We start from the raw sequence: 21,177 nt of genomic DNA, 5'->3' as shown, positions 1-21,177 counted from the left end.
GTCAGGCACCGCACTGCCGGGGCAGCCGGGGCAGCCCGCGCAACCGGGGCAGGCGCGGGCCGAGGCCGGTCGGGTCGCCGCGACCGCGCGCCCGACCTCCGGCGCCCCCGCGGCGCAGCCGACGTCCGGCCCGCCCGGCGCTTCACCCACCTCCGGCCCGCCCGGCGCCCCATCGGCATCGGCCCCGTCGGGTGCGCCCACTCCCGGGCCGGCCACACCTTCTCCCGCCCCCGCAGCCGGCCCCGCCGCGACGTCCGGCACCGGCCCCGCACCGACCGCTGGCGCGGCGGCACCGGGCGCCGGCAGGGCACAGCCCGTCCCGGGGGGCCCGACCGCTGGCTCCGCCGTGGCGCGGGCCTCGGTCGCGATCCCGAACGCTGGCACGCCACCGCGTGGCGACCGCGGTGACGCCGGGCTGCCCAACGCGCCCGAGTCCGCGTGGGCGCAGCCGCCGACCGCGCCGCCCCAGCCCCCACAGCCGATGCCGGCGGTGCAACCGCCCACGGTCCCACCGGTCACCGCGCCGCCGCCCCCGCAGCAGTACCAGCAGCCCGCGCCGCCGCCGGGGTACCACCCGCCGGCCGGCCCGCACCCGCCGTCGTTGGCGCACGGCCCACAGCAGTACCCGACGGTCCCGCCGGCAGCGACCGACCTGGACGAGTCGTTCCTTCAGCCGCACCCGGGTACCCCGCTGCCCCCACCGCCGCAGGCGCGCCCCGAGGCGCCGGGCGTGTACCAGATGCCGCCCCACCAGCAGGTGCCGCCGTACCAGCAGGTACCACCTCACCAGCAGGTGCCGCAGCAGCAGCAGATGCCGCACCAGCCGCCACCGGCGTACCACCAGGACGCCGCCTGGATGCCGGACCCGAGCGTGCCGACCGCGGAGGAGTTCGCGCGGCGGCGGGCGGCGAGGCCGACCGAGCAGAGCGCGACGCAGGGCGTGCGGGCGGTCATCGCGCGCAGCTCCATGGGTCTGGTGAAGCTCGGGCCGGGCCGGCGCGAGCAGGAGATGCGCCGGGACGTCGAAACGGTCCGGCGCAACTTCGGCGGGCTGCGCCAGGTGACCGTCATCAACCCGAAGGGCGGTGCCGGCAAGACGGTGGCCGTGCTGCTGCTGGCGATGACGTTCGGGCAGCGGCGCGGCGGTTACGTGCTGGCCTGGGACAACAACGAGACCCAGGGCACCCTCGGCATGCGCGCCCAGCAGGACTTCCACAGCCGCACCGTGCGGGACATGCTGCGCGACCTGGGCCAGTTCAAGGGCGCGCACGGGCGGGTCGGCGACCTGTCGCAGTACGTACGGTCCCAGGGCGAGGGCATGTTCGACGTACTCGCCTCGGACGAGTCCGCGACCGCGGGCGAGATGCTCACCGCGGGCGCGTTCGGCGAACTGCGCGAGGTGGTCAGCCGGTTCTACAAGCTGATCTTCGTGGACACCGGCAACAACGTCCGGGCGCAGAACTGGCAGGCCGCCATCGACGCGACCGACCAACTCGTGGTCACCATGTCGGCCCGTAACGACTCGGCCGAGACCGCCGCCCGCGCGCTGGACCACCTGGAGCAGACCGGCCGGCAGCGGCTGGTGCGGCAGGCGGTCAGCGTGGTGTCGATGCCGCCGACCCGCAAGGACATCGACCTGCCGGCGATCGAGCGGCACTTCGCCGCCCGAACCCGGGCGGTGCTGCTGGCGCCGTACGAGAAGCTGATCGACTCGGGCGAGCCGCTGCGCTACGGCCACTTGTCCGGCGCCACCAAGGACGCCTGGCTCAAGATCGCGGCGGCGGTGGCCGAGGGGCTCTGACGCCCCCCGACCAGCGAACGGCGGCCCTCCGTCAGGGCCGCACTCTTTCCACCGGCGGCGGCGCCCGCGGCCGGACGGGCCCGCGGACGACGCCGCCACACCCCGCGAGGGGTCACCCCGCCAGGGCGTCCCCCGCGGCCGGGTCGCAGTCGCGCAGGAAGCGGGCACAGCGGGCCGCCTCGTCGGCCTCGCCGAGCGCGTCCGCGGCCAGCGAGAGCGCGTGCAGGCTGCGCAGGAAGCCCCGGTTCGGCAGGTGGGACCAGGGCACCGGACCGTGGCCCTTCCAGCCGTTGCGGCGCAACTGGTCCAGCCCCCGGTGGTAGCCGGTGCGGGCGTACGCGTACGCCGTGACCGGCTTGCCCGCGTTCAGCGCGAACCCGGCCAGCGCCGCCCACGCGCCGCTGAAGTCCGGGCACCGGGCGGCCACCGCCTCGACGCCGGGCTCGTCCATGGCGGCGGTCAGGGCCGCCTCCGCCTCCTCGTCCGGCGGCAGCAGGGTGGCGGGCGGTTCGGGCAGCAGGTTCCTCATCGCCCCATTAGACCGGTACCCACCCCCGGGGTCATGGCTGAACGGCTGAGTAATTCGTCACGCGATCCGGTGGTCCCCTCCGGGCGGGTGGCCGGTGCCGCAGCCGCCGACCCGGGACGAGAATAGGAGGTCCGGAGCCTCCCCAGGACCCGGTTACGAGAGCCCGGTGACCACGTCACCGGGCTCTCATCTATAAACACACGGGTGTCCACCCCACCACCCGCCGACGTCATCGCGCCGCACGACCACACCGCCGCGGATGTCGACGCCCCCGAGGAACTGGACCGGCACGTCGCGGCCGGCAGCCTGGCCGGCCTGACCGTGCAGGGGCTGCGCCTGGCCGGCGCGGACCTCTCCGGTGTCGACGTGACCGGCGCCTGGATCGCCGAGCACGGCCCCGCCTCGGTGGTCGGCATCATGGGTGGGCACGCCGTCCGCCGCGGCTCGACCGCGTACCGCCTGGCCGCGACCCTCGGCTGGGAGTTGGCCCGGGCCGGGAGGCTGGTGGTGACCGGCGGCGGACCCGGCGTGATGGAGGCGGCCAACCTCGGCGCGTACCTGTCGGCCCGCTCCGCCGCCGAACTGGGCACCGCCGTGGACCTGCTCGCCACCGCCCCCGACTTCCGCGACCACGACCCGTACACGGAGGCGGCGCTGGCCGTCCGCGACCGTTTCCCCGCCCCCGGCGGCGGCTGGACCGGCGGCCTGGCGATCCCCACCTGGCTGTACGGGCACGAGCCGGCCAACCTGTTCGCCGGCCTGATCGCCAAGTACTTCTCGAACGCCATCCGCGAGGACACCATCCTGCGCCTGGCGCGGGGCGGCATCGTCTTCGCGGCGGGTCGCGCCGGCACGGTCCAGGAGGTTTTCCAGGCCGCCACGAAGACGCACTACGGCACCGACGGCGCCAGCGGTCCGTTCGTGTTCCTCGACGCCGCGTTCTGGGCCACCGGCCTCCCGGCACCGGACCTGCTCCGCACGCTTCTGGCCAGCTCACCGCATGGCGATCTGTCCACTTTGGTCCACGTTACCGACGACGCCCGGGAGGCTATCGCCCTGCTCACCGCATAGCACGCAGCATGCGGCCTGACCCGGCACCAGCGTGCAGCGCCCCGCGCCGGACCACCGACGCGGGGCGCTGTACCGAAGTGGGTTACCGCACCCGCTCCACCTTCAGCAGCGTGGCCTGCGGCTGCTTGACCGGCGCTGCGGTCGGCGTACCGTCCAGGTTGTACTGCTTCAGGGTGACCCTCAGGTTCTCGCTGTTGCCGCCGGCGAACATCCCGCCCAGGGTGCCGGCGGCGCGCGCACCGCTGGCGTAGACGAAGTCACCGGACAATGTGTATGGAACGGTGATGGTCGCGCTGGTGACGGTGACCGTCACCTCCACGATGGACCGCGGCGGCACCAGCACCGGCTGCCGCCAGGACCACGTCTGCGAAGTCTGGACGGAGCCGTTCTGGGTGAAGGTGAAGGAGCCCTCGGCGGAGACCGTCACCTTGCCCTCGGCGAAGATGGGCACGCCGACCTTGAAGCTGGTCGACGCCGAGATCCGCACGCCCTGAGTGTCCGACCAGCCCTTGCTTTCCGTCCGGGTCTTCGATCCGCTGATCTCAGTCGACTGCTGGACCTCTGTGTCGTTGTCGGTGGTGACCCGGTCCAACTGGTCGAGTGAGGCGCTCGTCAGCACCGCGTGCGCGGTGTCGTAGTCGATCCGGTACGGGTCGAACGAGACGATGGTGTCCACACTGGTGCATCGTTGGGTGTTGGCCCCACCGCCCACGCTCACCGCCGTGACGCAGACGGTGTGGCCGGTAGCCGACGCCGCGAGCGTGATGTCGTAGCCGTGCGCCGCACCGTACTGCGGGTACGCCGCCGCGACGTCGGGCCGGGATCCGTTGGCCACCATCGAGCCGGCGTACGCACCGTCGATTGTGAACTGCACGGTCAGCGCGGTCGTCGGCTGGTCGCCGTCGGCCGTCCATCCCCGCACCCGCACCCCGGTCCGCGACGTTGTCTGCTGTGCGGCGTCGATGGCGAGCACCGGTGCGTACGTGGGCGGTGGCGGCGGTTCCGGCTCGCCCGGGTTGCACCTCGGCGGCGGAATGGGTACGTCGCAGTAGGGCTGGGCGGCGGCCGGCTGCGCCATGGCCAGGGTCATCCCGAGCCCGGTCAGGATACTTCCCAGGACGGCCACGGTTTTCCGTAAGTGCATTGACTCCTCGTCTCTGTTGACCTGCTTGTGGCAGTGGCGTCCGGTGCGGGCGTCCGCACCGGACGGCAGACAGGGACAGGAGTCGGTGCCGCCGCGGGAAAATACCATCCTGACCGGAGAGTCAGTTTCCAGTCCGGACGGTTGCGTCCCACCGGCCGCCATGTTGTTGCCGCGTCAGGCCGCTGCGCCCGGTGCATGCGCTTTCCGAGCGGGGGCGCTCATTCATCAACGCCAACGGGGCGGAGCCGATGAGCCGAAGCCTCGACGGTCGGGCAGGCAAGCGGATGGATCCCGCGCCGGCACTCGCCAGCGGGTAACCGCTGGGTACGCGAACGGCCGGCGCGGGACCGCTCCCGGCCGGCCGTGTCGACGGCTGCGAAAGGCTACTTGGCCAGCGTGGTACCGGTGCTGCGCAGGTTCTCGCAGGCGTGCACGACCCGCTCGGCCATGCCCTGCTCGGCGGCCTTGCCCCAGGTGCGCGGGTCGTAGGACTTCTTGTCGCCGACCTCGCCGTCCACCTTCAGGACGCCGTCGTACTTGGTGAACATGTGCGCGGCGACCGGGCGGGTGAAGGCGTACTGGGTGTCGGTGTCGATGTTCATCTTCACCACGCCGTAGTCCAGCGCGGCCCGGATCTCCTCGAGCAGGGAGCCGGAGCCGCCGTGGAACACCAGGTCGAACGGCTTCTCCCTGCCGTACTTGGCGCCGACCGCGTCCTGGATCTCGTTGAGGATCTCCGGGCGGAGCTTGACGTTGCCCGGCTTGTAGACGCCGTGCACGTTGCCGAAGGTGAGCGCCGCCATGTAGCGGCCCTTTTCGCCCAGGCCGAGCGCGGCGGCGGTGGCCAGGCCGTCCTCCACGGTCGTGTACAGCTTCTCGTCGATCGCACCGACGATGCCGTCCTCCTCGCCGCCGACCACGCCGACCTCGATCTCCAGGACCACGTGCGCGGCGCTGGCGTCGGCCAGCAACTGCTCGGCGATCTGGAGGTTCTCGGCCAGCGGCACGGCGGAGCCGTCCCACATGTGGGACTGGAACAGCGGCGCCTCGCCCCGGGCGACCCGCTCCTTGGAGACGGCCAGCAGCGGGCGGACGAAGCCGTCCAGCTTGTTCTTCGGGCAGTGGTCGGTGTGCAGGGCGATGTTCACCGGGTACTTCTTGGCGACCTCGGCGGCGAACGCGGCGAACGCCACCGAACCGGTGACCATGTCCTTGATCGTGGAGCCGGAGAGGTACTCGGCGCCGCCGGTGGAGACCTGGACGATCCCGTCGCTCTCCGCCTCGGCGAAGCCGCGCAGCGCCGCGTGCAGCGTCTGCGACGACGTGACGTTGATCGCGGGGTAGGCGAACGCGCCGGCCTTGGCCCGGTCCAGCATCTCCGCGTAGACCTCGGGGGTAGCGATGGGCATCTCGAATGCTCCTTGCTGACGTGTTTTGTGTGCGCCCGGACCGCGCTGTCCTCCGCCCCGAAGTATTCCCCAGCCGGGTGCCGGCGTGGAATCGGGGCCTTTCCGGGTACGTCCCTGCGATGGCGCCCGTTGCGCCGTACCGTGGAACCGACCGCGACAGCCGAGGAGGCGGCCATGGCCCAGCCCGAGGAAGACGTGATCCTCACCGATCACCTTAGCCCCGACGAGCGGGACCCGGAGGCGCCAGCGGCGGACGCCGTGGAGCAGGCCACCGTGGCGGACCCGGCCGACGGCACCGAGGAGGTACACCGCGGCCTGGAGGTCGACGACTGGGACGCCGTCGAGCAGGCCCGGGTGGTCAGCTTCGAGGACGACTATCGGTAGATCGGCTACCTGTAGTACCGCTCCGGGCGGTGGTCGGGTCCGGCGCGGTCCCAGCCACCACCCCGAGCGGCGCGGTCACGACGACACTCGCGTCGGGGGCCCCGTCATGCAGAACCCGGGGTCCTTGTTCAGCTCCTTGGCCAGGTCCAGGCACTTGTTGATGTAGTACTCGGGCGGCAGGTTCTTCAGTCGGTCCGCGATCCGCCGCTCCACCTCGGCGTTGCGTTCCTTCTGCTCGAGATTCCGGCCGTCGGCGACGTTCTTCTGGTACGCCTCGATCGCCGCCTGGGTGGCCTTGTCGTGGTTGATGATCGGGATGACGACGGAGTGGATGATGAAGTCGTTTCCGAGCCTCGCGGCGAGGATCCGCTTCACCTCGTCGGCCATCTTCCCCAGATCGAACACGACCTTGCCGTCGTCGCCGGACTGCTGGTTGATGGGGTTGTAGTCGGCGAACGCCTCGTTGAACGCGGCCTGCTTCTCCACCTGGAACAGGTTGCGCCGCATGTTGTCGAAGTCGCCCTTGTAGTCGGTGTACTGGCGGGGGGCGGCTTCCTCCCTGACCTGCCAGCGGACCTTGTTCACGACCTCCGCGACGGCGCCGGTCTGGATGCGGACGTTCGTCCTCGCGTCATCGGTTTGGATCGAGGCGTCCCAATCGGCGATCTTCTGCCAGGGCTTCGTCCAGTGGAATCCGGATCCGGTTGTCTTCCCGGTGGGCTTGTTGTAGGCGGTCACGATGCCGACGTTGCGGACCGGCACGGTGTTCGCGGACGCGACCACGGTGAACAGCGCGGCCACCACCACGGCGGCGATGGCGCCGCCCCGGAGCAGCTGGTGCGTGGACGCGAGGGTGGAGCGCCGGGGCGCCCTGCGGGTGAGCAGGGCCGCGATGGCGGCGACGGCGGCGAGCGCCGCGAAGGCGATCGCGGCCCAGAAAGCGGTGGGCATCACGGGGTTTACTTCTCCTTGCGGTCATCGCGGATCCGGATGGCGCCGAGGGGCGCCCTACCGGGTGGCACCGACGACAATGGACGGTCGGTCGGCGGGGCCGGCCGAAGCGCGTCACGCGGCGCCCTCCTCGTGCTGGTGACGGGTGCGGACCACTCGGCGTGGGAGGCGGCCCGTGCCGGCGACAGTAGCTCTCGGGCGCTCGCCGTCCCGCCACGCCTCCCGCGGTACACCGGTGTCCAATGTGTATTCGGGCCGGGAAATCGTCCCCACGTTCACGGTGCGCCTGGCACGATCGACCGGTGCTGCTCACGATCACCACCACCCACCGACCCGCCACGGCCTGGGGTACCTGCTGGTGAAGCACCCCGACCGGGTATAGGTGGCCGACCTGCCCACCGGTACCGCATACGTGCTGTACCCGGAGGCGACGGCCGAGCGCTGCACGGCGGCGCTGGTGCTGGACGTGGACCCGGGGCGGCTGATGGGGCGCGGCCGCAAGGACGCGCCGGACGGGTTCACCCTCGGGCAGTACGTGAACGACCGGCCGTACGCGGCGTCGAGCCTGCTCGCGGCGGCGCTGGCGAAGGTGTACCGGTCGGCGTTGCGGGGGGCGTCCCGGGATCGGCCGGCGCTGGCGGCGGCGCCGCTGCCGTTGGAGATCCGGATTCCGGTGCTGCGCTGCCCCGGCGGCGCCGACCTGGCGGAGCGGTTCTTCGCGCCGCTCGGCTGGGGCGTGGCCGATACCGGGGGACGAGAAGTACCCCAAATGGGGTGAGAGCCGCTACATCGATCTCACCCTCACCGGCGCGCTGCGCCTCGCCGACGCCCTGAACCACCTGTACGTGCTGCTGCCCGCCCTGGACGACGCCAAGCACTACTGGGTCGCGCCGGACGAGGTGGAGAAGCTGCTGCGGGCGGGCGAGGGGTGGCTGGCGGGGCACCCGGAGCGCGCCCTGGTGACCCGGCGATACCTGGCGCACCGCCGGGCCCTGGCCGGCGAGGCCCTGGCCCGCCTGGCGGAGCGGCGGCTCGAGGACGAGGCGGCCGACCCGGACAGCGTGGACGCCCCGGCCCGCCTGGCCGCCGGCGAGCCGCTGTGGCGGGTGCACGAACCGGTGTTCGCCGTGCTGGCGAGCGAATCCGAACCCGTGGACCCCAGGCTCTAGCCGGCGCCGGTACCCTCGTCTGCGTGAAGAACGCCGAGCAGTATCGCGCCCTGTCCGACGGGCTGACGTTCAACCCGCTGGATCCCAAGGCGCTGGTGCAGACGTTCGGCCTGATCGGCGTCTGGGCAATCATCTTCGCCGAGACCGGGCTGCTCATCGGCTTCTTCTTCCCCGGCGACTCGCTGCTGTTCCTGGCCGGCGTCGCCGCCTCCCCGGTCGCCGAGGCGATCTTCGGGGACGGCACCCGGCTGAGCATCATCGCGCTGCTGATCGGCGCGCCCGCGTGCGCGATCGCCGGCGCCCAGCTCGGGCACCACCTCGGCGCCCGGTTCGGCTCCCGGATGTTCAACCGGCCCGACTCCCGGCTGTTCAAGCGCGAGTACGTGGAGAAGGCGGAGTACTACTTCACCAAGTACGGGCCGGCCAAGGCGGTCGTGCTGGCGCGCTTCATCCCGATCGTGCGCACGTTCCTGAACCCGGTCGCCGGGGTGCTCGGCATGCCGGCCCGCAAGTTCCTGATCTGGAACATCGTCGGCGGGGTGATCTGGACCGACGGCATCCTTCTCGGCGGCTACTACCTGGCGGCCCAGATCATCAAGGTGATCAACCCGGCGGACATCGACAAGTACATCCTGCCGGTGGTGTTCGTGATCGTGCTGATCTCGGTATTGCCGATCTTCCTGGAGATCCTCCGGGACCGCCGCCAGCGCCGCCGCGCCGGCGCCCTCGCCGCATCCGAGTCGGGAGCCGCGCGCCCGCGTCACCGGGCGGAGTGAGCACACCCGGCCGGGTCAGACGAGTGGGTGGCCGGGGGTGAAGCCGGGGCACTCGGGGAGGGTGTCCAGCCTGCCCAGCGCGAGCGCCCGGTAGGTGAGGCGGGCCGCCTCCTCCAGGTTCCGTGCGCGGCGGTGCGCCCACTCGACCGTCTCGCCCAGCACCGAGACGCCGTGGTGGGCGAGCACGACGCAGTCCGTGCCGTCGGCGACCGCGTCCGCCGCCGTGGCCAGCTCCGGGGTGCCCGGAGGGTGGAAGGGTGCCACGGCGACGCGGCGGACGTAGTGCGCGTGGTCGGTCGTGACCAGGCGGATGCGCTCGCCGAGCGCGGCCAGCAGGACCACCGTCTGCGGATGCAGGTGGACGATCGCGTTCACGTCCGGGCGGACCCGGTAGGTCGCCAGGTGCAGGGCGAGTTCCGACGTGGGCGAGGCACGGTCGAGCACCGCGCCGTCCCGCAGGCGGACGCGGACGAACGACTCGCGGTCCAGGCGGTCGAACCAGGTGCCGGTCGCCGTGACCCAGCACTCATCGCCGCCCGGCTCCCGGGCGGAGAGGTTGCCTCCGGACGCCACCACGAGACCGGCTCCCGCCACGTCGTGTCCGACGCGGGCGAGCCGGTCGCGCAGGTCACCGCCGGCGTGCGTCATCGCCGCCCGCACCCGTCTGTTGCCCCAGACGGGAGTGGCGGGTCGTCCGCCGCCGCGCCGCCCGGCGTCACGCGTCGAGGCGCCGACGCCGGGGCGGTGCGATCACCTGCCGGGTCAGCGAGCCCTCTTGGTGGCCCGCTTGCGCGGCGGGGTGAGCAGGTCGGCGATCGTGGCGATCGCCGACGGGACCAGCCGGTAGTACGCCCACACGCCGCGCTTCTCCCGCTCCAGCAGGCCAGCCTCGGTGAGGATGCGCAGGTGGTGGCTAACGGTCGGCTGGGACAGGCCCAGCGGTGCGGTGAGGTCGCAGACGCACGCTTCCCCCTCGGGCGCCGACTGGATGAGGCTCAGCAGCCTCAGTCGGGCCGGGTCGGCGAGCGCCTTCAGCACCCCCGCGAGCCGCTCGGCATCGGCTCGTTCGATTGGCTCGCCGGCAAGCGGCGAGATCTGAGGCATAGTCATTTCGGCCAACGCAGTTCCCACGTACTCCATCCTTCCACCAATGCCATCGATCCGCCTGCATACCAGCAGGTCCGAACCGGCAGTTTTTCAGGCCGGAAGGCCGAGGTCGGCCATCGTAAAGGCGGCCCGGTACGGCAATCCGGCGGCCTTGACCGCCTCGCCCGCACCCCGATCGACAATAACCGCCACGCCCACGACTTCGGCCCGAACGGCGCGCAACGCCTCGATAGCGGTAAGCACACTACTTCCGGTGGTCGAGGTGTCCTCAACGGCAAGCACCCGGTGACCCGTCACGTCGGGCCCCTCGATGCGCCGTTGCAGGCCGTGCGTCTTCTCGGCCTTGCGGACCACAAAGGCGTCCAGCGGACGGCCCACACCGGCCGCGGACGCGTGCAACATCGCCGTGGCGACCGGGTCGGCGCCGAGGGTCAGGCCACCCACGGCGTCGTACTCCCAGTCGCTGGTGAGGTCGAGAAGGACCCGCCCGATCAGCGGCGCCGCCGCGTGGTGCAGCGTGACCCGGCGCAGGTCGACGTAGTAGTCGGCCGCGCGTCCGGAGGACAGCACCACCCGGCCGTGCACGACCGCCAGATCAGTGATGAATTTACGCAGATCTTCCCGATCCCCCATGCGTCGAGGGTACTGCGCGCCCCGGTGATCCGAAGCGACGACCCGGCGTGGGTGACCCGTACCTCATCGACGGCCGCAAGAACCTCCGAGCAGCGCCGACCATCGCGAGCAGGGCGGGAAAGACGGCGATCACTGTGACGGATGTGAGCTTTCGCACCGGTCAGCGGCCGGTGCGCCCCCGGGTGTCCCGGGCGACGGCCTGGAGCAGCCGGGCCGGCGCGTGCCGCATGCCGAACACCGCCGCCCGGTACTTCCAGTCCGGCACGCTCACCAGCCGCCCCCGCGCCAGGTCGCGCAGGCCGTCGTGGACCACCCGATCGGCGTCCAGCCACAGCCACCGCGGGGTCCCGGACATGTCGATGCCGGCCCGATCGTGGAACTCGGTGCGGGTGTAGCCGGGGCACAGCGCCATCACCCGTACCCCGAACGGGCGAACGGACTGGCCGATGGACTCGCTGAACGCGGTCACCCACGCCTTGCTGGCGCCGTAGGTGGAGCCCGGCATGAGCGCGGCGAAGCCGGCGACCGAGGAGACGTTCACGACCGCGCCCCGGCGCCGCTCCACCATGCCGGGCAGCGCGGCGTGGGTCAGCCGTAGGACGGCGGTCACGTTCAGCGCCAGCAACCGCTCCTCATCGGCCACGTCGGACCCGACAAACCCCCGGTTCAGGCTCATGCCGGCGTTGTTCACCACCAGGTGGACGCCGCCGAGCCGCGCGGCCACGGAGTCGCAGCCGTCCGGGGTGGACAGGTCGGCCGGCAGCGCCGTGGCGCTCACGCCGTAGCGGCCGCTCAGGTCGGCGGCGGTGCCGCGCAGGCGATCCGCGTCCCGGGCGACCAGCAGCAGGTCGTACCCCTCGGTGGCGAGGCGGCGGGCGAAGGCGGCGCCGATGCCGGCGGTCGCGCCGGTGACCACGGCGGCACGCCGGCGGGCGGGACCGGTCACGGACACCTCACATCGGACGGGACAGCGGCGCGGCCGCCGGATACCAGACCGGTGTCGCCTGGGCCGGCGGCGTGCGCTGGAAGTACCCGTTCGCCGCGGGCAGGGCGAGCAACCCGGCCACCGCAATGTATCCCAGGGCCTGCCCGCCGGACACCACGGCGTTCACCCACAGCCACCATCCCGGGTACGCGTCCGCCAGGGCGCGCGCCACCGCGGGGTCCGCCGCCGTCGCGTCGTTCAACTGCACCGCGCCGGACAGCAGCACGCCGAACACGCCGCAGCACCCGACCGCCAACCCCAGCCCGCACAGCACCCAGGTACCGATCCGGGCGCCCGGCACCGCGCGCAGGTTGCCCAGCGCCAGGGCGGCGAGCAGGATCGCGCCGAGCACGCCGAGGACCGCGGCGAGCACCGAGTACGTGCGCAGGAATGTGGACAGACCGTTCACCTGGTCCCGGGCGGCGCCGGCCGCGGCGGCGCGGAAGTCGTCCACGATGCCGCCGACCGTGACCAGCATGACCACGGCGCCGACCACGCCGAGCAGCGCCATCGCCAGCATCAGGACGGCGGCGGCGGTCACCGAGGCGGGGCGCCGGCGCGCGAGGGCCGGCTCCGGGTACGACATGGGCACATCCCCCCGAGTACGTCATCCGCGGATGAACTTACCCGTGGGGATGTGCCCGCTGCGATTGATCGCCGTCAGCTAAGCCGGACGGGGAAGGGCACCGGCGTCCGGTCGGCCCGGCCGCGTCAGCCGGCCGGCGGAGGCGGCGGGGCACCCGGCCCACCAGGCGCCTGCGGCCCACCGGGCGCGGCAGGCCCACCGGGCGCACCGGGGCCACCCGGGGCGGGCGGGTACGTCGGGTAGCCCGGCACCGGCGGCTCCCACACCTGCGCCGGCTTGCGGAAGAACGCGTTCGCCGGCGGCAGGGCCAGCAGGATGACGACCGCGAGCAGCGCCAGGACCGTGATCACGTTGCTGGTCATCGTGACACCGTTGTACCAGCCCGGCAACTCGTGCGTCAGCCGCTCCTGGAGCACCTTCGGGTCCGGGGTGCCACCGCCACCGCTGAGGCCGCTGTTCACCGCGCTGCCCGCGAAGCCCAGGCCGGTGCAGCACAGCAGGATGCCGCTGAGCACCCAGGTGGTGATCCGGGTGCCGTTGCTCCCCCGGTTGTTGAAGATGGCCAGCACGACCAGCACGACGCCGATGATCAGCCCGATAACCGCGCTGGCGATCGAGCCGACCACGGCGAACGTCCCCCCGGACTCGGCCGGGGTCCCCGCGGCCCATTCCTTGTAGACCCGCGAGACTGTTCCCGCCGTGCTGATCGCCGCGATGGCGTTGATCACTTGCACCGCCGCCACCACGTACAGCAGATAGCCGGCTGTGGTCACGATGGCGGGGCGGGTGCGCTCAGCGGGCGCACCGGTCACATCGGACATGCGTTTCCTCCTCGGTCCTGTCTGGCAGGCACGTTACCCACCGGTGCGGCAACCGGCCCGCCCTTGGGGTACCCGAATCAGTAATCGCACCACCCGCACCGGGCGTGGTCGAGAATGCGCGTGACCTCGTGCCGGGCGCTACCGGGCCCAGGGGAGGTCGCGCGTCTCCCCGGTCTCGGGGAGCAGGGCGACGCCGCCGACGGGCATGCAGACCACCGCCTCGGCCGCGCGTTCGCCGGCCGGGCGTACCTGGCGGACCACCCCGGCGGGAAGGACGGCGACCTGGCCGGCCGCCACCCGGTGCGCCACCGCGTCCACCGTGATCTCGAAAGCGCCCTCGACCGGCATGAGGATCTGCTCGCGGTCGATGCTGTGGACGGGGCCGGCGGAGCCGGGCTCCATCCGGAGCCGCCAGGTGCTCAGTTCCGCGCTGCCGAGGCTCGGGGTGGCCAGTCGGGTCACCCGACCGTTCGGGGTGGTGACGACCGCGGCGTCGTCGGGAGTGATCACAAGCATGTTGCGCCTCCTGAGTAAAGCTCCTTTACTCAGCCAGTAAAGCAGGTGTGTCAAGATGCTTTACATGGAGCTGACGTTCCTCCTGGGCATGGGCTTCCAGCTGCTGCTGGCGGAGTTCGTCCGGCGGGTGGAGGCGGCCGGGTACCCGGATCTACGACCCATGCACGGGTACGTGTTCCAGGCCGTCCAGCACGGCGGGGCGACCGGCACGGAGCTGGCGGCGGCCCTCGGGGTGACCAAACAGGCGGCCGGTCACCTGGTGGACGAGCTGGTCGGCAAGGGCTACCTGCGCCGGGAGCCACACCCGGCGGGCGGCCGGCGGCGGCTGGTCGTGCTGACCGAGCGGGGCCGGGAGCACCTGGTGACCGCCGGCCGGATCATGCGGGAGCTGGAGCGGGAGGTCGAGGCGCAGGTGGGCGCGCAGGAACTGACCCGGCTCCGCGAGGCGCTGACGACCCTGATCGCGCGGCGCAGCGGCGGCAATCCACCGCCGCTGCGCCCCTTCTGGTAACGGGCACGCGGCCCGCCGCCGCACCCGGCCGGCGTCAGCCGGCGCGCGTGACGGTCAGGCCCTCCTTGTTGTCGGCCAGGTCGACCAGGACCGTGTCGCCGTCCCGGACCTCGCCGGCCAGCAGCGCCTTCGCCAGTCGGTCCCCGATCGCGGACTGGACCAGGCGGCGCAGCGGCCGGGCACCGTACAGCGGGTCGTAGCCGCGCTCGGCGAGCCAGGTCGTCGCCCCATCGGTGATCTGGAGGGTGAGCCGCCGGTCGGACAGGCGCTTGCGCATCCGGGCGAGCTGGATGTCCACGATGCGGGTCAGGGCCGGCCCGGCCAGCGAGTGGAACACGACGATGTCGTCGAGCCGGTTGAGGAACTCCGGCTTGAAGTGTGACCGGACCGCCGCCAACACGGTGTTCTCCCGCTCCTCGTCGGAGATCGTGGGGTCGGACAGGCCCGCGGTGCCGAGGTTGGAGGTGAGCACCAGGATCGCGTTGCGGAAGTCCACGGTGCGCCCCTGGCCGTCGGTCAGCCGACCGTCGTCGAGCACCTGGAGCAGCACGTCGAACACGTCCGGGTGGGCCTTTTCCACCTCGTCCAGCAGGACCACCGAGTACGGCCGGCGCCGGACCGCCTCGGTGAGCTGGCCGCCCTCGTCGTAGCCGACGTAGCCGGGCGGTGCGCCGACCAGGCGGGCGACCGAGTGCTTCTCCGAGTACTCGCTCATGTCGATGCGAACCATGGCCCGCTCGTCATCGAACAGGAACTCGGCCAGCGCCTTGGCCAGCTCGGTCTTGCCGACACCGGTGGGGCCGAGGAACAGGAACGAGCCGGTGGGCCGGTCGGGGTCGGCGACGCCCGCGCGGGCGCGGCGGACCGCGTCGGCGACCGCCTGCACGGCGCGCTCCTGGTCGATGACCCGGGCGGCCAGGGACTCCTCCATGCGCAGCAGCTTGGCGGTCTCGCCCTCCAGCAGCCGGCCGGTCGGGATGCCGGTCCACGACGCGACCACCTCGGCGATGTCGTCGGCGCCGACCTCCTCCTTGAGCATCGCGCCCGCGTCCTGCAACACGGCCAGCTCCTGCTCGGCCCGCGTCAGATCGGCCTTGAGCTGCGGAATCCGGCCGTAGCGCAGCTCGGCGGCGCGCTCCAGTTCGCCGTCGCGCTCGGCCCGGTCGGCCTCGCCGCTGAGCCGCTCCAGCTCCTCCTTGGCGGTGGAGATCTTCGAGATGTGCTCCTTCTCGGTGCGCCACCGGTCGCTGAGCGCGGTGAGCTGCTCGCGCCGATCGGCCAGCTCGGCGCGCAGCCGCTCCAGTCGCTGGGCGGACGCCTCGTCCGGCTCCTTCGCCAGCGCCATCTCCTCGATCTCCAGCCGGCGCACGGCGCGCTCGACCTCGTCCACCTCGACCGGGCGTGAGTCGATCTCCATGCGCAGCCGGGACGCCGCCTCGTCCACCAGGTCGATCGCCTTGTCCGGCAGGAACCGGTCGGCGATGTACCGGTCGGACAGGGACGCGGCGGCGACCAGGGCGGCGTCGGTGATCCGCACACCGTGGTGCACCTCGTAGCGCTCCTTGAGCCCGCGCAGGATGCCGATCGTGTCCTCGATGGTGGGCTCGCCGACCAGCACCGGCTGGAACCGCCGCTCCAGCGCCGGGTCCTTCTCGATGTGCTCGCGGTACTCGTCCAGCGTGGTCGCGCCGACCATGCGCAGTTCGCCGCGGGCCAGCATCGGCTTGAGCATGTTGCCGGCGTCCATCGAGCCCTCGCCCTTGCCGGCGCCGACGACCGTGTGCAACTCGTCCAGGAACGTGATGACCTGGCCGTCCGAATTCTTGATCTCCTCCAGGACGGACTTGAGCCGCTCCTCGAACTGGCCGCGGTACTGCGCACCGGCGACCATGGCGCCCAGGTCCAGCGAGACCAGGCGCTTGTCGCGCAGCGACTCGGGCACGTCGCCGGCCACGATGCGCTGGGCCAGGCCCTCGACGATCGCGGTCTTGCCGACGCCCGGCTCGCCGATCAGCACCGGGTTGTTCTTGGTGCGCCGGGACAGCACCTGGATCACCCGACGGATCTCGGCGTCCCGGCCGATGACCGGGTCCACCTTGCCCTCGCGGGCCTGGGTGGTCAGGTCCACGCCGTACTTCTCGAGCGCCTGGTAGGTCTGCTCCGGGTCCGGGGTGGTGACCCGGCGGTTGCCGCCCCGCACCGCGGGGAACGCGGCGACCAGGTTCTCCTCGGTGGCGCCGGCCTCCTTGAGCACCTTGGCGACCGCGCCGCCCACCCGGGCCAGCGCGGCGAGCAGGTGTTCGGTGGAGATGTACTCGTCGCCCAGTGGGCGGGCGATCTGCTCGGCCGCCCCGACGGCGTTGGCGAACTCGCGGGCCAGGCTCGGCTCGGCGACGCTGGAGCCGCGCACGGTGGGCAGGTTCTCCAACGCCCGGGCGGCCGCCCGGCGGATGTCGGCGGGATTGGCGCCGACCGCGCGCAGCAGCGCGCCGGCCAGCGAACCGCCGGTGTCCAGCAGGGACAGCAGGAGGTGCCACGGCTCGACCGTGGCGTGGCCGCGTTGGGTGGCGGTGGCCACCGCATCGGTGATGACCTCGCGGCTCTTGGTGGTGAGACGTTCGGCGTTCATGCGCTCCCCTGGCGGAAACTGTCGCGGACGTGGGTCCGAAGATCGGATTCGATTCCGACCAGAGTTGAGTCTAGCGCGCTCAAGTCTATGTCGTCCCGGTGAACCGGCTCACCGCGCGCAGCATGACCCTGCCGGCACCAGCGCCACCGGACCACACGGTATTTTTAGCGCCGTGCGAGTTCGGGTAGAGCAAGTGACGCTGCCGGGCATCGGTGTCCGCCACGACGTCGTGACCAGTACCGGCCGGCGGATCGGCGTGGTGTCGCACCGCAACGGCCGGCGGGATTTCCTGGTGTTCGATCCAGATGATCCGGACTCCTGCCTGGCGTCGGTGCCGCTGACCGACGACGAGGCCGAGGCGCTGGCCGACATCCTCGGCGCGTCGCTGATGCTGGGCCAACTCACCGGGCTGCGCCAGCAGGCGGCCGGCCTGCTCACCGAGCAGATCACGATCCCCGCCGGCTCCCGCTACGTCGGCCGCCCGCTCGGCGACGCCAAGATCCGTACCCGCACGAGCGCGTCGATCGTGGCGGTGCTGCGCGACCGGGAGGTGAACGCATCGCCCGGCCCGGAGTTCCTCTTCGCCGCCGGCGACGTGGTCGTCCTGGTCGGCACCCGGGAGGGCCTCGACGGCGCCTCCGCGATCCTCGCCGTCGACGACCCGGCGGGCTGATCGCCGGTGCACTCGACGACGATCCTGCTGATCGAGGTCGGCGCGCTGCTGTTCGCGCTCGGTGCCCTGGGCCGGCTCGGCCGGCGGATCGGCCTGTCCCCGATCCCGCTCTACCTGCTCGCCGGCCTCGCCTTCGGCCAGGGCGGCCTGCTGCCACTGTCCGCCAGCGAGGAGTTCATCCAGGTCGGCGCCGAGATCGGTGTCATCCTGCTGCTGGTCATGCTGGGCCTGGAGTACTCCGCCACCGAACTGGTCGGCAACCTGCGTGCCGCCGCCCCGGCCGGCCTGATCGACGGGCTGCTCAACGCCCTGCCGGGCGCCGCGTTCGCGCTGCTGCTCGGCTGGGGGCCGGTGGCCGCCGTGGTGCTCGCCGGCATCACCTGGGTCTCCTCCTCCGGCGTCATCGCCAAAGTGCTCGGCGACCTCGGCCGGCTCGGTAACCGGGAGACCCCGGTGATCCTGTCGATCCTGGTCATCGAGGACCTGGCGATGGCCCTCTACCTGCCGCTGCTGACCGCCGTCCTGGCCGGCACCGGCCTGCTCGGCGGCAGCAAGGCGCTGGCCATCGCGGTCGGCGCGGTGCTGCTCGTGCTGGTCGTCGCCATCCGGTACGGGCACCTGCTGTCCCGGGCGATGTCCGCCGAGGACCCCGAGGCGCTGCTGCTCGGCGTGCTCGGCCTCACCCTGCTGGTCGCCGGGCTCGCGGCCGAACTGCAGGTCTCCGCCGCCGTGGGCGCGTTCCTGGTCGGCATCGCGCTGTCCGGCCCGGTCGCCCATCACGCGACCGAACTGCTCACGCCGCTGCGGGACCTGTTCGCCGCCGTGTTCTTCGTCTTCTTCGGCCTGGCCACGAACCCGGCCGCCATGCCGCCGGTGCTGCTGCCCGCGCTCGGCCTGGCCGTGGTCACGATGGCGACGAAGGTGGCGACCGGGTACCTGGCCGCCCGCCGCACCGGAATCGCGCTGCCCGGTCGGCTGCGTGCCGGCTTCGCGCTGACCCCACGCGGCGAGTTCTCGATAGTCATCGCCGGGCTGGCGGTGACCGCCGGCGTGGAGCCCCGACTCGCCCCGCTCGCCACCGCATACGTACTGATCACCGTGGTCACCGGGCCGATCCTGGCCCGGGTGCCGGACGCCACCTGGTTCAAGCGGATAGTTCGGCGCTGGGTGGCCCACCACCGCGCCGGGCCGGTGCCGGCCGCCGACTGAGCCCGCGGGCGCCGCCGCGCCGGCGGCCCGGACCAGGGCGGGGGTGCCGGCGACCCACTCGTAACGGTCGGGGCCCAAATGGGGCGTGCAGCCTTCCGCTGCCCGCTCGCCGCGCGCTACCGTGACGCCCAGATCAGGCTTTGCTGCCGGGGCGGGTGAGCGGTGAGCGTGCAAGAGTCCATGTTTCGCGGGTTCGCCAACCCGGTCGACCCCACGCCGCGCGAACTGCGCGCCTGGGCGTACCAGCCGGGCTCCGTCCCGCTGCACACGATGCCCGCGGACTGGGACCTGCTGGTCTCCGGCGACCGGCTGGTCGGCACCCTGTTCGACCTGGCGATGGACCCGAGCTGCCCGGCGCGCCGGTTCGCCCTGCACTGCCTGTACATCTACGCCGCGGACGCGATCCGCACGAACTTCCGCGCCCACCCGCGCCGGAAGCTGCGGAAGCTGGTCGAGGAGGCGGAGTCGGACGGGGACGAGATGATGCGCTACTGGGCGCACAACAGCCGCATGCTGCTGGCCCGCCCCGAGCTGTTCACCTACCCCGACTGGTGCGAGGGCGGCCTGGTCCGCAACCCCCGCCGGCTCGGCTGAGGCGCGCCGGGGCTCACTTCCCGTCGGCGAAGCGGCGGGGCCGCCAGACGACCAGCGCGGTCGAGGTGCGCCCCATCGGCACGATGTCGCCGCGCGGATACGCGCTGCCGGCCTGAAGCTCGGCGATCCGCCGGTAGGCGGCGTCCAGTTCGGCCTCCATCGCGACCATCCGCTCCTGAAGCTCGCCGACCAACTGCTCCAGCTCGATGATCCGCTTCACGCCGGCGAGGTTCACGCCCTCATCCTGGCTCAGCCGCTGGATCTCCCGCAGCAGCGCCACGTCGCGTGCGCTGTACCGGCGGCCGCCGCCGGCCGCCCGCCCCGGCTGCACCAGCCCCAACCGGTCGTATTGGCGCAGCGTCTGCGGGTGCATCCCGGCCATCCGGGCGGCCACCGAAATGATCAGCACCTTCGCGTCGGACTCGACGCGGACGGTGAACTCCTCATCCACCTCGGCTCACCCTCCCCACCTGCACAGCCTCACTCGTGCCGGCGCACCTGCGAGCGGAGATGTTCGCGCGGCGCCGGCGGCGTCTTCGCGGCGTACTCCTCCAGCGCGCTGCGCGCCGAGTCGGACAGGTCCTTCGGCACCATCACGTCCAGTGTGACCAGCAGGTCACCGGCCTGGCCGGACTTCTTCACGACGCCCTTGCCACGGGCCCGCAGCACCCGCCCGCTCGGCGAGCCCGGCGGCACCCGCAGGGTCACCGCCCCATCCAGCGTGGGTACCTTCAGGTCGACCCCGAAAACCGCCTCCGGGTACGTGATCGGCACGGTCAGCGTGAGATCGTCACCGGTCCGCCCGAACAGCGCGTCCGGGCGCACCGTCACCAGCACGTACAGGTCGCCGGCCGGACCGCCGCGCTCGCCCGGCTCGCCGCGGCCGGCCAGCCGGATGCGCTGCCCGTCCGCCACGCCCGCCGGGAAGCGGACGTTGAGCGTGCGGGTCTTGGTGACGCCGCCGGTGCCCCGGCACTCGGGGCACTTCTCCTCGACGACCGTCCCGACGCCCTGGCACTCCCGGCACGGCTCCGAGAAGCTGAACGACCCCTGGTTGCGGGTCACCAGCCCGCTGCCACGGCACTGCGGGCAGTTCCGCGGCTGGGTGCCCGGCTTGGCACCGCTGCCCTTGCAGGTGTCGCAGACCCCGGGCGCCCGCAGGGTCAGCGGCAGCGTGGTGCCCTTGACGGCGTCCGCGAAGTCGAGCGTGACCTCGGCCTCCACGTCGCGGCCCCGGGCCGGGCCGCGCCGCCCGGTGCCGCCGCCACCGGAGAAGATCGAGCCGAACAGGTCCGAGAAGCTGGCGCCGCCGAACCGACGATCGCCGCCGGCACCGCCGGCCCCTGTGCCGCCGAAGCCGCCGAACAGGTCGGACGGGTCGAAGCCCGCGCCGCCCTGGGCGCCCCGCCGGAACGCACCGGAGCCGAACAGGCTGCGCATCTCGTCGTACTCCTTGCGCCGCCCGGCGTCGGAGAGCACGTCGTACGCCTCCGAGACGGCCTTGAACTTCTCCTCGGCCGCCGCGTTGCCCGGGTTGTGGTCCGGGTGGTTCTCCCGGGCCAGCTTCCGGTACGCCTTTTTGATCTCGTCCGGCGAGGCGGACCTGGACACGCCAAGGACGGCGTAGAAGTCCTTCTCCAGCCAATCCTTGGAACTCACCGGTCCACCTCCCCGTCCGA

At 72.5% G+C, this 21,177-nt stretch carries 23 protein-coding genes and 1 pseudogene; 10 read left to right on the top strand and 14 right to left on the bottom strand.

Features of this window, described 5'->3' with window-relative positions:
• The first annotated feature begins 490 nt into the window (after positions 1-490).
• Positions 491-1,801: a MinD/ParA family ATP-binding protein gene (locus KJS59_RS21645; RefSeq protein WP_249714647.1), complete on the top strand. Its 1,311-nt coding sequence runs from the start codon at positions 491-493 to the stop codon at positions 1,799-1,801.
• Positions 1,802-1,913: 112 nt separating this feature from the next.
• Here the strand turns inward: KJS59_RS21645 and KJS59_RS21640 are convergent, their stop codons facing one another.
• The gene (locus tag KJS59_RS21640) at positions 1,914-2,330 is read right to left on the bottom strand and encodes a DUF3151 domain-containing protein (protein WP_213454785.1); all 417 of its coding nucleotides are present in this window, start codon (positions 2,328-2,330) and stop codon (positions 1,914-1,916) included.
• A 324-nt stretch (positions 2,331-2,654) separates the two neighbouring features.
• On the opposite strand from KJS59_RS21640, the pseudogene KJS59_RS21635 reads away from it, so the two are divergent.
• A pseudogene (locus KJS59_RS21635) lies at positions 2,655-3,401 on the top strand (LOG family protein); the annotation flags it as partial.
• 82 nt (positions 3,402-3,483) lie between these two features.
• On the opposite strand, the gene KJS59_RS21630 reads toward KJS59_RS21635, so the two are convergent.
• Positions 3,484-4,545, bottom strand: a complete 1,062-nt coding sequence (locus tag KJS59_RS21630) for an ETX/MTX2 family pore-forming toxin (RefSeq protein ID WP_213454783.1) — start codon at positions 4,543-4,545, stop codon at positions 3,484-3,486.
• Between the two features lie 383 nt (positions 4,546-4,928).
• Positions 4,929-5,954 carry a class II fructose-bisphosphate aldolase gene (gene fbaA, locus KJS59_RS21625; protein WP_213454782.1) on the bottom strand — a complete coding sequence of 342 codons (1,026 nt, stop codon included), beginning with the start codon at positions 5,952-5,954 and terminating at the stop codon, positions 4,929-4,931.
• 174 nt (positions 5,955-6,128) lie between these two features.
• On the opposite strand from fbaA, the gene KJS59_RS21620 reads away from it, so the two are divergent.
• Positions 6,129-6,338, top strand: coding sequence for a hypothetical protein (locus tag KJS59_RS21620; RefSeq protein WP_213454781.1), 210 nt, complete (start codon positions 6,129-6,131; stop codon positions 6,336-6,338).
• Between the two features lie 75 nt (positions 6,339-6,413).
• Here the strand turns inward: KJS59_RS21620 and KJS59_RS21615 are convergent, their stop codons facing one another.
• Positions 6,414-7,292, bottom strand: coding sequence for an SPFH domain-containing protein (locus tag KJS59_RS21615; RefSeq protein WP_213454780.1), 879 nt, complete (start codon positions 7,290-7,292; stop codon positions 6,414-6,416).
• Positions 7,293-7,671: 379 nt separating this feature from the next.
• Between KJS59_RS21615 and KJS59_RS32325 the strand changes: the two genes are divergently transcribed.
• The 3 genes from KJS59_RS32325 to KJS59_RS21605 are packed head-to-tail and all read left to right on the top strand — an operon-like array spanning position 7,672 to position 9,234.
• Positions 7,672-8,067, top strand: a complete 396-nt coding sequence (locus KJS59_RS32325; RefSeq protein ID WP_376771230.1) for a hypothetical protein — start codon at positions 7,672-7,674, stop codon at positions 8,065-8,067.
• Positions 8,033-8,458, top strand: a complete 426-nt coding sequence (locus KJS59_RS32320; RefSeq protein ID WP_376771232.1) for a hypothetical protein — start codon at positions 8,033-8,035, stop codon at positions 8,456-8,458. The genes KJS59_RS32325 and KJS59_RS32320 overlap by 35 nt, the downstream gene beginning before the upstream one ends.
• A gap of 23 nt (positions 8,459-8,481) precedes the next feature.
• Positions 8,482-9,234: a DedA family protein gene (locus tag KJS59_RS21605; RefSeq protein WP_213454779.1), complete on the top strand. Its 753-nt coding sequence runs from the start codon at positions 8,482-8,484 to the stop codon at positions 9,232-9,234.
• Between the two features lie 15 nt (positions 9,235-9,249).
• Here KJS59_RS21605 and KJS59_RS21600 read toward each other — a convergent pair whose 3' ends face one another.
• From KJS59_RS21600 to KJS59_RS21570, 7 genes are all read right to left on the bottom strand, one after another.
• The gene (locus tag KJS59_RS21600; protein ID WP_213454778.1) at positions 9,250-9,882 is read right to left on the bottom strand and encodes a class II aldolase/adducin family protein; all 633 of its coding nucleotides are present in this window, start codon (positions 9,880-9,882) and stop codon (positions 9,250-9,252) included.
• A 114-nt stretch (positions 9,883-9,996) separates the two neighbouring features.
• Positions 9,997-10,374, bottom strand: a complete 378-nt coding sequence (locus KJS59_RS21595) for an ArsR/SmtB family transcription factor (protein ID WP_111244082.1) — start codon at positions 10,372-10,374, stop codon at positions 9,997-9,999.
• Positions 10,375-10,431: 57 nt separating this feature from the next.
• Entirely contained in the window at positions 10,432-10,974 is a 543-nt protein-coding gene (gene pyrE, locus KJS59_RS21590) for an orotate phosphoribosyltransferase (protein ID WP_213454777.1), read from the bottom strand.
• Between the two features lie 160 nt (positions 10,975-11,134).
• Positions 11,135-11,926 carry an SDR family NAD(P)-dependent oxidoreductase gene (locus KJS59_RS21585; protein ID WP_213454776.1) on the bottom strand — a complete coding sequence of 264 codons (792 nt, stop codon included), beginning with the start codon at positions 11,924-11,926 and terminating at the stop codon, positions 11,135-11,137.
• 1 nt (position 11,927) lies between these two features.
• Positions 11,928-12,545 carry a hypothetical protein gene (locus KJS59_RS21580; RefSeq protein ID WP_213454775.1) on the bottom strand — a complete coding sequence of 206 codons (618 nt, stop codon included), beginning with the start codon at positions 12,543-12,545 and terminating at the stop codon, positions 11,928-11,930.
• Positions 12,546-12,670: 125 nt separating this feature from the next.
• Positions 12,671-13,366: a hypothetical protein gene (locus KJS59_RS21575; RefSeq protein ID WP_213454774.1), complete on the bottom strand. Its 696-nt coding sequence runs from the start codon at positions 13,364-13,366 to the stop codon at positions 12,671-12,673.
• Positions 13,367-13,504: 138 nt separating this feature from the next.
• A complete protein-coding gene (locus KJS59_RS21570) occupies positions 13,505-13,882 on the bottom strand; it encodes a cupin domain-containing protein (protein WP_213454773.1) in 378 nt (125 codons plus the stop codon).
• A gap of 64 nt (positions 13,883-13,946) precedes the next feature.
• Here KJS59_RS21570 and KJS59_RS21565 point away from each other — a divergent pair, with 64 nt between their 5' ends.
• Complete coding sequence (locus KJS59_RS21565) at positions 13,947-14,393, top strand: MarR family winged helix-turn-helix transcriptional regulator (protein WP_249714643.1); 447 nt, start codon at positions 13,947-13,949, stop codon at positions 14,391-14,393.
• 34 nt (positions 14,394-14,427) lie between these two features.
• On the opposite strand, the gene clpB is transcribed toward KJS59_RS21565, so the two are convergent.
• A complete protein-coding gene (gene clpB, locus KJS59_RS21560; protein ID WP_213454772.1) occupies positions 14,428-17,022 on the bottom strand; it encodes an ATP-dependent chaperone ClpB in 2,595 nt (864 codons plus the stop codon).
• Between the two features lie 172 nt (positions 17,023-17,194).
• Here clpB and KJS59_RS21555 point away from each other — a divergent pair, with 172 nt between their 5' ends.
• From KJS59_RS21555 to KJS59_RS21545, 3 genes are all read left to right on the top strand, one after another.
• Complete coding sequence (locus tag KJS59_RS21555; protein WP_213454771.1) at positions 17,195-17,695, top strand: cation:proton antiporter regulatory subunit; 501 nt, start codon at positions 17,195-17,197, stop codon at positions 17,693-17,695.
• Positions 17,696-17,701: 6 nt separating this feature from the next.
• Positions 17,702-18,904, top strand: a complete 1,203-nt coding sequence (locus KJS59_RS21550; RefSeq protein WP_213454770.1) for a cation:proton antiporter — start codon at positions 17,702-17,704, stop codon at positions 18,902-18,904.
• A gap of 162 nt (positions 18,905-19,066) precedes the next feature.
• Positions 19,067-19,498 (top strand): hypothetical protein, encoded by a 432-nt coding sequence (locus KJS59_RS21545; RefSeq protein ID WP_213454769.1) that lies wholly within the window; start codon positions 19,067-19,069, stop codon positions 19,496-19,498.
• Between the two features lie 13 nt (positions 19,499-19,511).
• On the opposite strand, the gene KJS59_RS21540 is transcribed toward KJS59_RS21545, so the two are convergent.
• The gene (locus KJS59_RS21540; protein WP_213454768.1) at positions 19,512-19,949 is read right to left on the bottom strand and encodes a heat shock protein transcriptional repressor HspR; all 438 of its coding nucleotides are present in this window, start codon (positions 19,947-19,949) and stop codon (positions 19,512-19,514) included.
• A 29-nt stretch (positions 19,950-19,978) separates the two neighbouring features.
• Positions 19,979-21,157 (bottom strand): molecular chaperone DnaJ, encoded by a 1,179-nt coding sequence (gene dnaJ, locus KJS59_RS21535; protein WP_213454767.1) that lies wholly within the window; start codon positions 21,155-21,157, stop codon positions 19,979-19,981.
• Positions 21,158-21,177 lie beyond the last annotated feature (20 nt).

Source organism: Rhizomonospora bruguierae, assembly GCF_018397995.1.
GTDB classification, from domain to species: Bacteria; Actinomycetota; Actinomycetes; order Mycobacteriales; family Micromonosporaceae; genus Rhizomonospora; species Rhizomonospora bruguierae.
Note: the sequence above shows the minus strand (reverse complement) of the source record. Positions and strands in the feature narration are given on the sequence as shown.